Raw genomic sequence first — 13,277 nt, forward strand, 5'->3', positions numbered from 1 at the left:
ATAAGTGCGCAACATTAGTGGGAGGATGAAATGCTGAAGCGAATAATGGTCTGTCTCAGTGCCGCACTGGTGGCGCTGAGCCTGGGGCTGGCCTCGAGCGTCTCGGCCGAGGCCAAGAAGACATTCTATTGGATATCGCATGGATCGCCCGCCGATCCGGTCTGGACCTATTTCCTCGCCGGTGCCAAGCAATGGGCCGAGGACACCGGCAACACGGTGAACACCTCCTTCCACAATGGCGATGTGCCGGCGCATCAGGAAGCGGTACGCGCCGCCATTGCCGCCAAGGCCGACGGCATCGTCACCACCAGCCCCGATCCCGGCAGCCTGGTCGCGGTCGCCAAGGAAGCGAATGACGCCGGCATTCCGATCATCAATTTCAATACGCCCGATCCGAAAGCGAGCTTCGATGCCTATGTCGGCGGCGACAACGTCACTTTCGGCCGCAACTGGGCGCAATATCTGGTCGACAAGGGTTTGGTGAAATCGGGCGACTTCGTCTGGATGCCGGTCGAGGTGCCGGGCGCAACCTATGGCGTGCAGGAAGAGGAAGGCATATCGAGCGTCTTCAAGCCGCTCAACATCACCTGGGAGATCACCGACGCCACGCTCGATCAGGCGGAGATCATCACCCGCATGTCGGACTACCTGACCGCCAACCGCGCCAAGATCAAGGCGATCATCGGGCTCGGCGATCTCGTGACCGGCAGCATCAAGCGCGTCTTCGACCAGGTCGGCGTCAAGGCCGGCGAGATTCCGGTGGTAGGCTGGGGCAACTCGACCGAGACCACGCAGGAAGTGCTCACCGGCTATGTGAATGCCGCGCAATGGCAGGACCCGCAGGCGACGAGCTACATGGCGCTGTCCATGGCCGCCATGGCGTCGAGCAAGATCCCGCCCGGCTTCAACATCATCACCGGCGCCCTCTATGAGAAGGACACGGCCGAGGTCTATGACAAGATCCTCTCCGGCAAGTAGTGTTGGCTGAAAGTCCGCAAGCGCATCTCGCCATCCTTATCCTTCCCCCTTGCGGGGAAGGTGGCTACCCGGCCTGGGGCCGGGTAGCCGGATGGGGAGCGGTGCCGCGCGAACAGTGTTGACGGCCGTCATGCAGCACCGCTCCCTTTTGCAGCGCCTCATCGCCGCGCCAGAATTCGGCCCGCTCGTCCTTCTGGTGCTCGAGCTTCTCGTCTTCTGGTCGATCAATCCGGGCTTCTTGTCGCTCCAGAATATCAGCAACACGCTCGCCTTCACTGTCGAGCTCGGCCTCATCGCGCTGGCGATGACCTTGCTCATGACCTCGGGCGAGTTCGATCTCTCGGTCGGCTCGGTCTTCGGCTTCTCGGCCGTGCTGATGTGGACCTTGTTCAACAGCGGTGTCGTGCCGTTGGAAGTGGCCTTTCTCATCGCCTTGGGTGTCAGCCTGTTCATCGGTTTTGCCAATGGCTGGTTCGTCACCAGGCTCAACATCCCCTCCTTCCTCGTGACCTTGGGCATGCTGCTGGTGGTGCGCGGCACGGCACTTTATGTCACCGACGGTTTCCCGCAGCGGACCTGGAATGCCGAAGGCAACTGGCTCGCCGATCTCCTGGTCGGGAGCTTCTATATCGGCACCTTCCGCGTCTATATGTCGGTCTTCTGGTTCGCCCTTGCGGCAATCGCGACGCATTATCTCCTGACCGAGACCAAGGCCGGCAACTGGATCCAGGCCTCGGGCGGCAATCCCGGCGCCGCGCGCGCCCGCGGCGTCAATGTCAAGCGCACCAAGATCCTGCTGTTCATGTTCGCGTCCGCCATGTCGGCGCTGGCCGGCATCATCTCGTCGATCCGCACCTCGGCCGCCAATCCCAATAGCGGCACCGGCTATGAGCTCGAAGTCATCGCCATGGTCGTCATCGGCGGCACACTGTTGACCGGCGGCCGCGGCACGATCCTCGGAACCGTGCTCGGCATCTTCATCCTGCGCGTCATGCGCAACGGCATCGTGCTGGTCGGCGTGCCGGGCCTTGCCTACAATATCTTCATCGGCGCCATCATCCTCGGCATGATGGCGCTCCATTCATGGCTCGAACGCCGGCACAATGCGGGGACTTGAGCAGATGGAAGACGAACTCGTCCGCATGGAGCGGATCAACAAGTTCTATGGCCGCGTCCATGCCTTGCGCGATGTGAGCCTGAGAATCCTGCGGCGCGAGGTCGTGGGGCTCCTCGGCGACAATGGCGCCGGCAAGTCGACTTTGATCAAGGTCCTGTCGGGCGCCGTGCCGATGTCGGGCGGCGAGATCTATGTCAAGGGCCGCAAGGTCGAGATGAAGAGCACCACCGATGCCATCGCCAATGGCATCGAGACCATCTATCAGGATTCGGCCCTGGTGCCGCAGCTCTCGATCGCCCGCAACCTGTTCCTGGGACGCGAGCCGGTCAAAGGCCCGCGCTTCCTCAACCGGCTCGATCACGAAGCGATGAACGGCGTCGCCCGCGACCTGTTGAAGAAGGTCGGCATCACCAAGGAGATCCCGCCCGACACGCCGATCACCGCTCTGTCGGGCGGCGAGCGCCAGGCGGTAGCGATCGCGCGTGCCATGCAGTTCGACAGCGATCTCATCATATTGGACGAGCCGACCAACAATCTCGGTGTCGCCGAAACCCAGGGCGTGCTGCGCTTCGTGCGCGAGGCGCGCAATACCGGCCATTCCTGCATCTTCATCGCCCACAATATCCATCATGTCTTCCAGGTCGTCGACCGCATCATCGTCATGCGCGGCGGCCGGATCGTCGCCGACGACATCGATCCCAAGCAGACCAGCATCGAGGAGGTCGAGCGCGTCATCACCGGCGAAGCCATGATCGCGGCGGTCGAGCGCGCGAGCTAGACTACTTCCCTACTCCGGCTCGTATCCGGCGGCCGTGAATCCCAAAACTCGCTCCTCGGCTGAGGATCAGGGGCCGGTTGGTTTGACCGCTGCGACAACGCGCTTGATCGCCGTCATCAGAGAAGTCGTGCCGCGCCGGTGTTCGCTGTCGTTTTGGCGCATGAACAGGCCGTTTTCTATGCCCTCGAACATGCCGAGAAGTGCCTTCGCCACCTCGCCGGGCACGCCTTCCTCGGCAAGCAGTGCCGCGCGGCGTTCCGGCGGCACCGGCACCGGCGCCACCGGACGGCCGAGAATTTGCGCAAAGGCCGACGCCACATCGCCGGCGCTCCAGTCTTCCGGTCCGCTGAGCTCCACGATCCGCTTCCCGGTCCATTCCTCGCCCAGAAGGGTTGCCGCTGCGCGCCCGACATCGATCGTGCTCACCATCGGGATCTTCTGAGAAGGTTCGAGAAAGGTCGGCAGCACGCTTTCCGACAGGACGGTTTCCGCCGCCTCGCCCCAGGTCTCGACAAAATAGCCCGACCGCAGGAAGGCGGTCGCCGGCGCCACCCCGTCAAGCAGGGCCTCGAACCGGTTGAGGGTGGCAATGACGCCGGTGCCGGAGGCATGCTGCGCGCCGATGGACGACAGGATAACGGCCTTGGGCAGATGCGCCCGCCGTGCCGCATCGGCCAGCGCCGCGCCGAGTTCTTCCGTGCGCTGATAGGGATCGCCGCTCACCGGCGGCGGATTGAGAAGGAACGCTCCCGACGCACCTTTCAGCGCATCGGCCATCGCGTCCGAATCCTCGATGCGCGCGACGACCACCTCCGCGCCGAGTTCTGTCCATTTTTCACCCTGGTCCCTGCGGCGCAGGACGACGCGCACGGCCTTGCCGCGTTCAATGAGGGCGCGCGCTGCCTCGCCGCCGGCCCGTCCGTTTGCTCCAAGCACGACATACATGATGCTCTCCTTCAGTTGCTCGCTGGAGAACGGATAAGCCTGACATTTCCATGCGTCCAATGCATGGTATATATAGTCAGCATGCGCGAAATGGATTTACGCCGGATCGACCTCAACCTGCTGGTGGCGCTCGAGGCACTGCTGGAAGAGAAGAACGTCACACGGGCCGCCCACCGGCTCGGCATGAGCCAGCCGGCCGCGAGCCGGGCGCTCGGACGGTTGCGCGCGCTGTTGTCGGACGCGCTGCTGGTCGATGGGCCGGGCGGCTATGTCCTGAGCTCCCGCGCCGAAGAGCTGCGCCCGGCGCTGCGCCGGATACTGGCCGGTATCGGAGAAATGCTGGAAGCGAACGTGTTCGATCCCGCGACGGCGACGGGCCGGATCCGGCTTCTCATGCCCGATCTCCAGGCCGTGGCACTCGCGCCGCATTTGCTCGCCCGCCTCGCAGAGGAGGCCCCATCCCTCGATCTCGATATTGTCGCACCCGGCACGAACGGGATGGAAGCGCTGGAGCACGGTGACGCCGATGCGATGGTGGCGCTGATCGACGAAGCGCCGGCCGGCATCCACCGACGCCGCCTCTATGACGAAGAACTCGTAACGCTCATGCGGGCGCGCCACCCTGCGCTCGCCCGAAAGCTCACGCTCGACCGCTTTCTGGCGCTCGAGCATATCGTGGTGAGCGTCACCGGCGTCGGGCCTGCGCCTGTCGATGAGGTGCTGGCGCGAATGGGGCGAACGCGACGGGTGAAGCTGCGCGTGCCGAACTTCTTCGCCGCCGTCGAGATCGCCGCTCGCTCCGACCTCGTCATGACCCTGCCGGCAAGCCTGGCGCGCGCCGCCGCCAATATGAGGCGCTTCGTATCCTTGCCGCCGCCCCTCGATCTTGCGAGCTTCACCATGAGCCTCGCCTGGCACGCACGCCAGCAGGATGCGCCGAGGCACATCTGGTTGAGACGCGCCATTGTCGCGGCGGCGATGGATATGTCAGCGTAATCGAAGCTGGAAGCTGAGGCTGCAAATCGGTCTCATCCAGATCTATCTATTGACATTGCGGGCCAAAACGGAGGATTTGGGAAATACAAGGCTGGCAACCTGCGTCTATTCGCTTCACGATCAGTCAATCACATCACGCCAGAATGTCCGCCCGAAAACTGGAAGACCTCTTTTTCAAGACGAGAAATTCCCTGCTCCGCGTCATGCTGAACCACCAACGCCTTGAAATGATTGGAGGCGAAAAGTTTTTCGCAAAAATTCCCTGATAATCCCTGATAATCCCTGATATTCGCTGTTCTTGGACCGGGAGGGCCTTAGAGTCCGCCCGAACGCAAGAGCGGCGGAAGCCGGTTGCTCGACCAGGAGCTGAGGCGCGCTTCGATCCATTGCCCGATGGCGAGAAGCTCGGGCTCGGCGTCCTTGCGGCCGATAAGCTGGACGCCGATCGGCAGGCCGTCGCGCGAGAAGCCGGCGGGCAGCGCCAAGGCCGGATGGCCGGTGACGTTGCACAGCATGCGCACCGAGGCTTCCGACAAGGCGTCGAGCGCCTGGGCATCGTCCATCCGGCACGGCGGCAAGCCGCTGACCGCCGTCATCAGGCAATCGACGCCCGTCAAGGCATCATCGACAAGGGCCGCAAGATCGTTCCGCAATTTCTGGGCGGTGAGATAATCATCCATGTCGAGAAAGGCGCCGGTCAGCAGCATCGATCGCAACGCCGCGCCATAGAGCTCGGGCGCCTCGATGAGCCGCATACGGTGGATGGCGAGCGCTTCGACATGGAGCGTCACCCAGCCCACGGTGTTGATCTTGGCGAGCGGCGCCACTTGGCGCTCGACCAAGGCGCAGCCTTGCTCCGTCAGCTCGGCGATGGCTCTGTCGATGACCGCGGCGACATCAGGAGAAGGCGTCTGATCGCTTCGCCATAGATGATCGAGGAGACCGATGCGCGGCGGCCTGCCCGGTCGGGAGGGTGGCGCGCCGCTGAGACATTCGAAGGCAAGCGCCGCATCGCCGACGGTGCGCGTCATGGGGCCGACCGTGTCCATGCTGGGGGCCAGCGGAAACGTGCCGGCGGTCGAAAGCCTGCCGAAGCCGGGCTTCAGTCCGACGACGCCATTCATCATGGCGGGACTGCGGATCGACCCGCCGGTGTCGGTGCCGACGGCAAGCGGCACCATCCGCGCCGCAAGCGCGGCCCCGCAGCCGCTCGAGCTCGAGCCCGGCGTGAAAGCCGGATTCCAGGGATTGCGTGCCGCGGGCCAAGGGTCGTCTTCGCCGGGCTCGCCCAGCCCATATTCATGCAGGGCTAGCTTGCCGAGCGGAATGGCGCCCGCCGCGACCAGCCTCTCGACCACGACCGCATGGCGCAGGGCCGCTGTCCTGTCGCCCGCCCGCGAATGGCACGTCGTCGGCAGGCCTTCGATGTCGATATTGTCCTTGACCGCGAAGGGAATGCCGAAGAGCGGGGGCAATCCTTCACGCCGCCAAGCGCTGCGGCAGGCCTTGGCCATCGACCGCGCTTTGTCGCCATCGACCCGGAGAAAGGCATGGACGGCCGGATCATGGGCGTCGATCTGCGCCAGTAGCGCATCGACATAGTCGACCGGATCGAGCTCTCCCGAAGCGATGGCGTCGCGCGCCTCGATCAAGGAGAGAAGCGCCGGCGTCGTCATGGTCTGGTGCGCTCGCTCGAAACCTCTTCGAGGGCAGCCCGCAATTTCATCGCGCGCCGGCGCGCCTCATCGAGGTCCTTCGCATATGGCTCGGCGAGCTTCGCCACGAGGTCGGCGTCCGGTGATGTCATTGTCAGTAGGACGAGGTGCCGGCGCCGGCGAGGTCGTGCTTCTCATCGCCCTTGATCGGCGGATTGAACACGCTCACCAGCCGCATGTCGGTCCAGGCCCGCAAGCGATGCGGATCATGCTGGTCGAGCGCATAGAGCGTGCCGCGCCTGATCTCATGCTTGCGCCCTTGCGTGTCCTCGATCTCGCCTTCCCCTTCGATGCAATAGCAGGCTTCGAGATGATGACGATACTGGATGAAGATGTCGGTGCCGGCGAGGATCAGCGTCTCGGTGAAGGCGAAGCCCATGCCGTCCTTCTCGATGAGGAAACGGCGGCTCTGGCCGTTGCCCCAATTGACATCCCGTTCCGTGCCCGCGATCTCGCGCAACGTCCTGACGATCATCCGTCCCTCCTATTTGACTTGGTTAGAGCAATCCCAGCGGGGATCGCGCTCATGACGGATGAAAGGCGAATGGACCGGCGCCCCCGGCCGCAACTGGCGCAAGGTGTCATAATCCTCATCCGGATTGTAGGGGACGAGCGGACGCTCATCCAAGGATCGAAGGACTCGGGCGTAATCGCGCTCATAGCCGGCGATCATCGCCTGATAATCCGCAAGCTCGTCGGGCCCGACGCCGCCCCGTATGCCATGCATGATGAAGGGCCTCAGGACATCGAAGCCGACATAGCGAAAAGCATAGAGGCTCGGCCACAATATGAGCTCGGTCTCGCCTTCCTGGCCGTTATAGGCGCAGGCCCGCGCCGAGGCGCCCGCCGTGGTCGAGGCGAGGAATCTCTTGCCCCGGCAATGGCCGGTATCGTGGCGGCGCCCGCCCGAATACATGCCGCCATAGATGAAGACGCGGTCGATCCAGCCTTTGAGGATGGCGGGCAAGCCGAACCACCACAGCGGAAACTGGGCGATGACCAGATCCGCCCACATCAGATCCTCGATCTGGCGCGTCACATCGGGCGGCGTCGCGCCATCCTCATGCGCCCAGCGCTGCTCGCTCTGCACATCGAAGCGGTCGGCCTTGCGCCGCTTCCGATAGTGGCGCGGATGCTCGACCGGATCGAGCGCGATGGCGGCGAGATCGGTCAGCCGCACTTCCGCCCCTTGCTGCTCGAGGATGTCTTTGGCAAATCGAGCGAGGTGATGATTGTAGGATTGCTGCTCGGGATGGGCGACGATGATGAGCGCCTTCACCATTTCTTCTTCCCCAGCATGCGCTGCGAGATCAGTATGGCGATCTGCTGCTCGGCTTCGAAAGCGAATGTGCAGGAGGACTCGGCCATATCGAGAAGGTCCTCGGGCGTGTCGGCGCGCAGGCAGTGGACGCCCATGGCATGGAGCGATGTCCCCGTCGCGCGTCCCATCGGCACCTGCCAGGGATTGAACTCGGCCCATTCGCCGCGCATCGTCACCAGCATCAGGAGCGGGAAGCGCGACATCGCGGCCAGCGACAGCATATTGATGCAGTTGCCGACGCCGCTCGACTGCATGAGGAGCACGCTGCGCTGGCCGCCAAGCCAGGCGCCGGCGGTGAGCCCGATGCCCTCCTCCTCGGTGGTGAGCACCGTCGATATGACATCGGGATCGGCCAGGAAGAGCTCGATGAGCTTCGAATGACCGGCGTCGGGCACATAGGCCATTTGCCGGATATTCGCCTGCTTCAGGATCTGGTGGAGTCTGGCGGGCCAGTTCTCGATGGCGGCGTCCGTCACGTGCGTTTCCTTCCCCTGTGTTCCGTCTCAGATAAGGCAACTGCCCCAAAAGGATGACTGCCGGTTTTTGTGATCAGCTATAAAGCGGGGCGAGAGCTTCCTCACCAGGAGGCGGAAGCCGTCATGCCGATGGGCACCGTTTCCGAGCCGGTCCAGCATTCGAGCGCGCCATCCCGCAAAGGCGCGGAGCGGACTCGGAAGGGCTGGCGATGCGTCAGAGGCGCCATGCCGCGATAGGAAAGCCGGCGGGGCGCGCGCCCGGCAATCGCCGCCGCATGATAGAGCAGCAAGGTCGCCTGGAGCGGGCCATGCACCACGAGCCCCGCATAGCCCTCTTCGCGCATCGCATATTCGACATCGTAGTGAATGCGATGGCTGTTGAAGGTGAGCGCCGAATAACGGAACAAAAGGACGGGTGAAGGATCGATCACCGTTTCTGCGACATGTGCCTCGGCAGCTGCTTCCGGCGTCGCCGCTTCGCCGCTTGGCTTGTCGCGATAGACGATATCGTGACGCTCGCGGATGCATGTCGAGCCATGGGCGCTGAACTCATGGACGACGGTCACGAAGCACAATGGCCCGGAGCGGCCCCTCTTGAGCGCGACATCCGCGATGCGCGACCGGCGCATGACGGTATCGCCGACCCGCAAGGGCGCCAGCAATTCGAGCTCGCCGCCCGCCCACATGCGGCGCGGCAAAGGCACCGGCGGCAGGAAATCGCCTCGCTTCGGATGCCCGTCGACATCGGCCTCGGCGAGCGTCGACAGGCGCGGCGCCAGGCACCAATGGAAGGCGAGCGGCGCCGGATCGCCCTTCTGCGGGAGGGAGAGATCGCCGCCGATCGTCGCTCTGAACGCGCGGACCCGTTCGACGGTAATCTCGTCTTCGGCACTTTCCGTTCGCCCGACCCAGGCCTGCAAAGAATCGACGTCGATCGCGGTGGTCATGACGGCACGGCCATGGCGGAGAATTCCCGCCGGATCGCGTCGCTGTGCTCGCCGAGCGCCGGCACTTTGGCCCGAGCGACATCGGGATGAAGCGGCGGTGCCGCGAGTTCGAAGGATCCGCCCGGAACCTCGCTCGCCGTGCGGCGCAAGGCCGGATGGGTGGCGAGATCGGCGACCGTCGACACCTTGCCCCAGGCGAGCTGCGCCTGCTCGAGCCTTTGGATCGCTTCGGCGGTCGAGAGCCTGGCGAAGATGGGCCTGATCTCCGCATCGAGCTCGATGCGGTGGATGAGGCGGGAGGGATTGTCGCGGAAGCGGATGTCGTCGACGAGCTCGGGCCGGTCGAGGACCGCGCAGCACAATCGCGACCATTCGCCGGCATTCTGGGCGACGATCACCACGGCCCCGTCGCGGCAGGCGACGAGCCCATAAGGATAGATCGCGGCATGCGACAGCCCGACGCGCGGCGTCGCCCGCCCGGCATAGTCGTGATGCAGCAAGGGCACGTTCATCCAGTCGGCGAGTCCGTCGAACATGGCCATCTCGATCGCCGCACCCTCGCCGGTGCGCTCGCGCCGGAACAACGCTTCGACGATCGCGGCATGGGCATTCATGCCGGTGCTGATATCGGCCACCGACGCGCCGACCTTGGCCGGCGCGTCGGGCGCTCCGGTCACGGCGCAGAGGCCCGACTCGGCCTGGACCAGCATGTCATAGGCGCGCATGCCGGCATATGCCGTGTCCTGGCCGTAGCCCACGATGTCGAGCGCCACCAGGCGGGGAAAGCGCTTGACCAGGTCCTTCGAGCCGAGGCCGAGCCGCCGCGTGGCACCGGGCGCCAGATTCTGGACGAAGACATCGGCCTTGGCCAGCATCGCCTCGAGCAGGATCTTGTCCTTCTCAGCCTTGATATCGAGCACCAGGCTTTCCTTGCCGCGATTGAGCCAGGCGAAATAGGCGCTGGTGCCCTGGACGGTCGCATCATAGTGGCGCGCAGTGTCGCCCTCCTCGCGCTCGATCTTGATGACGCGGGCGCCCGCATCGGCAAGCCGCACGGTGCACATCGGCGCCGCGACCGCCTGTTCGAGGGCGACGACGAGAAGGCCTGCGAGCGGACGGGTCATGAGAGCCTCAATAGGAGCGCGGAAGGCCAAGCACATGCTCGGCGAGATAGCCCAGGATCAGATTGGTCGAGATCGGCGCCACCTGATAGAGCCTCGTCTCGCGGAACTTGCGCTCGATGTCGAATTCCTCGGCGAAGCCGAAGCCGCCATGGGTCTGGACGCAGACATTGGCCGCTTCCCAGGCGGCATCGGCGGCGAGCATCTTCGCCATGTTCGCTTCGGCACCACAGTCCTTGTTCGCCTCGAACAGCGACGCGGCTTTATAGACCATGAGCTCGGCGGCGCGCATGCCGGCATAGGCCTTGGCGATCGGGAACTGGATGCCCTGGTTCTGGCCGATCGGCCGGCCGAAGACGACACGCTCCTTGGCATAGGCGGAAGCCTTGTCGATGAACCATTTGGCATCGCCGATACATTCGGCGGCGATCAGGATGCGCTCGGCATTCATGCCGGAAAGGATGTAGCGGAAGCCCTTGCCCTCTTCGCCGATGAGATTCTTGGCCGACACCTTGAGCCCGTCGAAGAACACTTCCGTGGTCGAATGGTTCATCATCGTGCGGATCGGCCGGATGCTGAGGCCGTGGCCCAGCGCATCGCGCATGTCGACGATGAAGACGGAGAGCCCGTCGGTGCGCTTGACTACTTCCTCGCGCGGCGTCGTGCGCGCCAAGAGCAGCATGAGGTCGGAATGCTCGGCGCGCGAGGTCCATACTTTCTGGCCACTGACGACATAGTGGTCGCCCTCGTGCTTGGCGAAGGTGCGGATCGATGTCGTGTCGGTGCCGCTTGCGGGCTCGGTGACGCCGAAGGCCTGCAGGCGCAATTCGCCCGAGGCGATGCGCGGCAGATATTCGCGCTTCTGCGCCTCGCCGCCGTGATTGAGCAAAGTGCCCATGATGTACATTTGCGCATGCGAGGCAGCCCCGTTGCAGCCATTGCGCTGGATCTCCTCGAGGATGACGGCGGCGGCCGAAAGCGGCAGTCCCGATCCGCCATAGGCCTCGGGGATCAGCGCCGAGAGCCAGCCGGCCTCGGTCAGCGCCTGAACGAACTCCGCCGGATATGTCCGGTCGCGATCGCATTGGCGCCAATAGTCGCCGGGAAATCGCAGGCAGAGCTTGCGGATCTCTTCCCTGATCTCGCGATGCGACGTTACTTCTTCGCTGTCCATTGAAGCTCCTGAGATTCGCTCCTCGGTTTTTTACGCGGCGCCACGAAATAACACCAAGACATAGAGGTTCGATGAGATATAGCGAGTTTCTATGCCTTGTCGCTCAGCAAGTGCCCTGCCCAGACGCCGCTCGAGACGAGATCGCCGACCACGGCGCCGATGCTTTCACCGGCAAATCGGGTGAGCCGGCTGATCGGACGGTCGCCCGGATAAGCGAGGATCAGGCGGCGCGTCGGGGTCGGATCGACGAGAGGGGCGGCCTTGAGCCGGCCCGCGGCGATATCTTCGTGAATGGGCGCCAAAGGCAGGATCGTCAGGCCGAAGCCCGTCTTCACCAGGTCCTTGAGCGTCGAAAGCGAGTCGGCCTCGAGGGCGACGCAGAAGGAGATGCCCGCCTCCTCGGCGCAGCGGTCGACAATGGCGCGAAGCCCATGCCTCGCGCTCGGCAGCAGCATCTTCTCGCCGGCGAGCTTCTGGAACGGCACGGCCCGGATCTGGACCAGGTCCGCTTCGGCGGGCCCGATCAGGAACAGGTTTTCGAGGAGAAGCGGCTTGATCTTGAGGGTTCGCGAGGGTTGCGGGTCATAGAGCACAGCGACATCGACCTCGCCGCGCTGCAGCCAGTCGAGGAGATAGCCGGTGAAAGCCGGCACGAAACGCGGCACCACTTGCGGATGCTTGTCGCGGAACAGCCGGGCGAGCGGAGCGGTGATGATCTCGGCGACGGTCGGCGGCATGCCGATGGCGACGGTGCCTTGCAGCGACGCATTGAGATCGGCGACCGAGGCGCGGATCTGCTCCATCTCGCCGAGGACTCTCAGCGCATGCGCCAGCACCTCGCGGCCGATATCGGTGATCACCATGCCGCGGCCGTGGCGGTCGAAGAGCCGCGCCCCCAATTCCTCCTCGAGCAGGCGGATCTGCCGGCTGAGCGCCGGCTGGGCGATATGGAGCCGGTCGGAGGCTTTGCTCAGGCTTCCGAGCTCCGCCACATGCACCAGGGTGCGCAATTGGCCGACATCCATCCGATTATTCGCTTTTTGCGATAGCTGCTCACGCAATATACGATTTATTCTATCGCCGGCAATGGACTAGGGGATGAGTCAAAGGGAGAAGGCAGATGACATCGGAGATGAACCGGCGCGAGGCCGTCAAGGCGCTGCTCGACTATCGCGACAAGCTTCTCGTCGTCACCGGCCTCGGCTCGCCGAGCTATGACGTCCATGCCTGCGGCGATGCGGAGAGCAACTTCTATCTGTGGGGCGCCATGGGATCGGCCGCGCTTGTCGGCCTCGGCCTCGCCCAGGCGCAGCCCAAGCGGCGCGTGCTCGTCATCACCGGCGATGGCGAGCAGCTCATGGGCCTGGGCGGCCTCGCGACGATAGGCGCCGCTGCGCCGAAGAACCTCACCATTGCCGTCATCGACAATGGCCATTTCGGCGAGACCGGCATGCAATTGAGCCACACCGGCAAGGGCCTGAGCCTCGCCAAGGTCGCTACTGCCTGCGGATTCGCCGAAGTCGAGGAAGTGTGCGATATCAAAAACGTCAGGCGCATCCGCAAGAGATTGCATGAGACCATGGTGGGACCGCGCTTCATCGTCCTGAAGGTCAAGCCCGAAAACCTGCCGCGCTCGCTGCCGCCGCGCGATGCCGTCCATGTGAAGAACAGGTTCCGCGCCGCCCTCGGCTTCCCGACCATTTGAAGGT

The 13,277-nt window shown here is 64.3% G+C and carries 15 protein-coding genes; 5 read left to right on the top strand and 10 right to left on the bottom strand.

Going from position 1 to position 13,277, the window contains the following annotated elements; genetic code table 11:
* Positions 1 to 30: 30 nt before the first annotated feature.
* From DS839_RS22925 to DS839_RS22935, 3 genes are all read left to right on the top strand, one after another.
* Positions 31 to 978: a substrate-binding domain-containing protein gene (locus tag DS839_RS22925; RefSeq protein WP_119272812.1), complete on the top strand. Its 948-nt coding sequence runs from the start codon at positions 31 to 33 to the stop codon at positions 976 to 978.
* 130 nt (positions 979 to 1,108) lie between these two features.
* Positions 1,109 to 2,095 (top strand): ABC transporter permease, encoded by a 987-nt coding sequence (locus DS839_RS22930; protein ID WP_119272973.1) that lies wholly within the window; start codon positions 1,109 to 1,111, stop codon positions 2,093 to 2,095.
* A gap of 4 nt (positions 2,096 to 2,099) precedes the next feature.
* Complete coding sequence (locus DS839_RS22935) at positions 2,100 to 2,873, top strand: ATP-binding cassette domain-containing protein (RefSeq protein WP_119272813.1); 774 nt, start codon at positions 2,100 to 2,102, stop codon at positions 2,871 to 2,873.
* A 66-nt stretch (positions 2,874 to 2,939) separates the two neighbouring features.
* On the opposite strand, the gene DS839_RS22940 is transcribed toward DS839_RS22935, so the two are convergent.
* Positions 2,940 to 3,818 carry an NmrA family NAD(P)-binding protein gene (locus tag DS839_RS22940; RefSeq protein ID WP_119272814.1) on the bottom strand — a complete coding sequence of 293 codons (879 nt, stop codon included), beginning with the start codon at positions 3,816 to 3,818 and terminating at the stop codon, positions 2,940 to 2,942.
* Positions 3,819 to 3,899: 81 nt separating this feature from the next.
* Here DS839_RS22940 and DS839_RS22945 point away from each other — a divergent pair, with 81 nt between their 5' ends.
* A complete protein-coding gene (locus DS839_RS22945) occupies positions 3,900 to 4,814 on the top strand; it encodes a LysR family transcriptional regulator (RefSeq protein WP_162918760.1) in 915 nt (304 codons plus the stop codon).
* Positions 4,815 to 5,128: 314 nt separating this feature from the next.
* Here DS839_RS22945 and DS839_RS22950 read toward each other — a convergent pair whose 3' ends face one another.
* The 9 genes from DS839_RS22950 to DS839_RS22985 all read right to left on the bottom strand — a co-directional run bounded on the left by DS839_RS22950 (position 5,129) and on the right by DS839_RS22985 (position 12,593).
* Positions 5,129 to 6,490 (bottom strand): amidase, encoded by a 1,362-nt coding sequence (locus DS839_RS22950; RefSeq protein WP_119272816.1) that lies wholly within the window; start codon positions 6,488 to 6,490, stop codon positions 5,129 to 5,131.
* Complete coding sequence (locus DS839_RS37005) at positions 6,487 to 6,621, bottom strand: hypothetical protein (RefSeq protein ID WP_368911848.1); 135 nt, start codon at positions 6,619 to 6,621, stop codon at positions 6,487 to 6,489. The genes DS839_RS22950 and DS839_RS37005 overlap by 4 nt, the downstream gene beginning before the upstream one ends.
* Before the next feature lie 2 nt (positions 6,622 to 6,623).
* Positions 6,624 to 7,004 carry an ectoine synthase gene (locus DS839_RS22955; protein WP_119272817.1) on the bottom strand — a complete coding sequence of 127 codons (381 nt, stop codon included), beginning with the start codon at positions 7,002 to 7,004 and terminating at the stop codon, positions 6,624 to 6,626.
* 9 nt (positions 7,005 to 7,013) lie between these two features.
* Positions 7,014 to 7,811, bottom strand: coding sequence for an NAD(P)H-dependent oxidoreductase (locus DS839_RS22960; protein ID WP_119272818.1), 798 nt, complete (start codon positions 7,809 to 7,811; stop codon positions 7,014 to 7,016).
* Positions 7,805 to 8,326: a thiamine pyrophosphate-binding protein gene (locus DS839_RS22965; protein ID WP_368911849.1), complete on the bottom strand. Its 522-nt coding sequence runs from the start codon at positions 8,324 to 8,326 to the stop codon at positions 7,805 to 7,807. The genes DS839_RS22960 and DS839_RS22965 overlap by 7 nt, the downstream gene beginning before the upstream one ends.
* A 101-nt stretch (positions 8,327 to 8,427) precedes the next feature.
* Entirely contained in the window at positions 8,428 to 9,273 is an 846-nt protein-coding gene (locus tag DS839_RS22970) for an HTD2 family dehydratase (RefSeq protein ID WP_119272819.1), read from the bottom strand.
* Positions 9,270 to 10,397: a CaiB/BaiF CoA transferase family protein gene (locus tag DS839_RS22975; protein WP_119272820.1), complete on the bottom strand. Its 1,128-nt coding sequence runs from the start codon at positions 10,395 to 10,397 to the stop codon at positions 9,270 to 9,272. The genes DS839_RS22970 and DS839_RS22975 overlap by 4 nt, the downstream gene beginning before the upstream one ends.
* Before the next feature lie 7 nt (positions 10,398 to 10,404).
* Positions 10,405 to 11,568: an acyl-CoA dehydrogenase family protein gene (locus tag DS839_RS22980; RefSeq protein ID WP_119272821.1), complete on the bottom strand. Its 1,164-nt coding sequence runs from the start codon at positions 11,566 to 11,568 to the stop codon at positions 10,405 to 10,407.
* Positions 11,569 to 11,657: 89 nt separating this feature from the next.
* Complete coding sequence (locus DS839_RS22985; RefSeq protein WP_119272822.1) at positions 11,658 to 12,593, bottom strand: LysR family transcriptional regulator; 936 nt, start codon at positions 12,591 to 12,593, stop codon at positions 11,658 to 11,660.
* A gap of 95 nt (positions 12,594 to 12,688) precedes the next feature.
* On the opposite strand from DS839_RS22985, the gene DS839_RS22990 reads away from it, so the two are divergent.
* Complete coding sequence (locus DS839_RS22990; RefSeq protein ID WP_119272823.1) at positions 12,689 to 13,273, top strand: thiamine pyrophosphate-dependent enzyme; 585 nt, start codon at positions 12,689 to 12,691, stop codon at positions 13,271 to 13,273.
* The last annotated feature ends 4 nt before the right edge of the window (positions 13,274 to 13,277 follow it).

This window comes from Taklimakanibacter deserti, from assembly GCA_003574785.1.

Coding starts and splice junctions, on each gene's coding strand:
- DS839_RS22925 (WP_119272812.1), top strand. CDS start 31: ATGCTGAAGCGAATAATGGTCTGTCTCAGTGCCGCACTGGTGGCGCTG.
- DS839_RS22930 (WP_119272973.1), top strand. CDS start 1,109: ATGCAGCACCGCTCCCTTTTGCAGCGCCTCATCGCCGCGCCAGAATTC.
- DS839_RS22935 (WP_119272813.1), top strand. CDS start 2,100: ATGGAAGACGAACTCGTCCGCATGGAGCGGATCAACAAGTTCTATGGC.
- DS839_RS22940 (WP_119272814.1), bottom strand. CDS start 3,818: ATGTATGTCGTGCTTGGAGCAAACGGACGGGCCGGCGGCGAGGCAGCG.
- DS839_RS22945 (WP_162918760.1), top strand. CDS start 3,900: ATGCGCGAAATGGATTTACGCCGGATCGACCTCAACCTGCTGGTGGCG.
- DS839_RS22950 (WP_119272816.1), bottom strand. CDS start 6,490: ATGACGACGCCGGCGCTTCTCTCCTTGATCGAGGCGCGCGACGCCATC.
- DS839_RS37005 (WP_368911848.1), bottom strand. CDS start 6,621: ATGACATCACCGGACGCCGACCTCGTGGCGAAGCTCGCCGAGCCATAT.
- DS839_RS22955 (WP_119272817.1), bottom strand. CDS start 7,004: ATGATCGTCAGGACGTTGCGCGAGATCGCGGGCACGGAACGGGATGTC.
- DS839_RS22960 (WP_119272818.1), bottom strand. CDS start 7,811: ATGGTGAAGGCGCTCATCATCGTCGCCCATCCCGAGCAGCAATCCTAC.
- DS839_RS22970 (WP_119272819.1), bottom strand. CDS start 9,273: ATGACCACCGCGATCGACGTCGATTCTTTGCAGGCCTGGGTCGGGCGA.
- DS839_RS22975 (WP_119272820.1), bottom strand. CDS start 10,397: ATGACCCGTCCGCTCGCAGGCCTTCTCGTCGTCGCCCTCGAACAGGCG.
- DS839_RS22980 (WP_119272821.1), bottom strand. CDS start 11,568: ATGGACAGCGAAGAAGTAACGTCGCATCGCGAGATCAGGGAAGAGATC.
- DS839_RS22985 (WP_119272822.1), bottom strand. CDS start 12,593: ATGGATGTCGGCCAATTGCGCACCCTGGTGCATGTGGCGGAGCTCGGA.
- DS839_RS22990 (WP_119272823.1), top strand. CDS start 12,689: ATGACATCGGAGATGAACCGGCGCGAGGCCGTCAAGGCGCTGCTCGAC.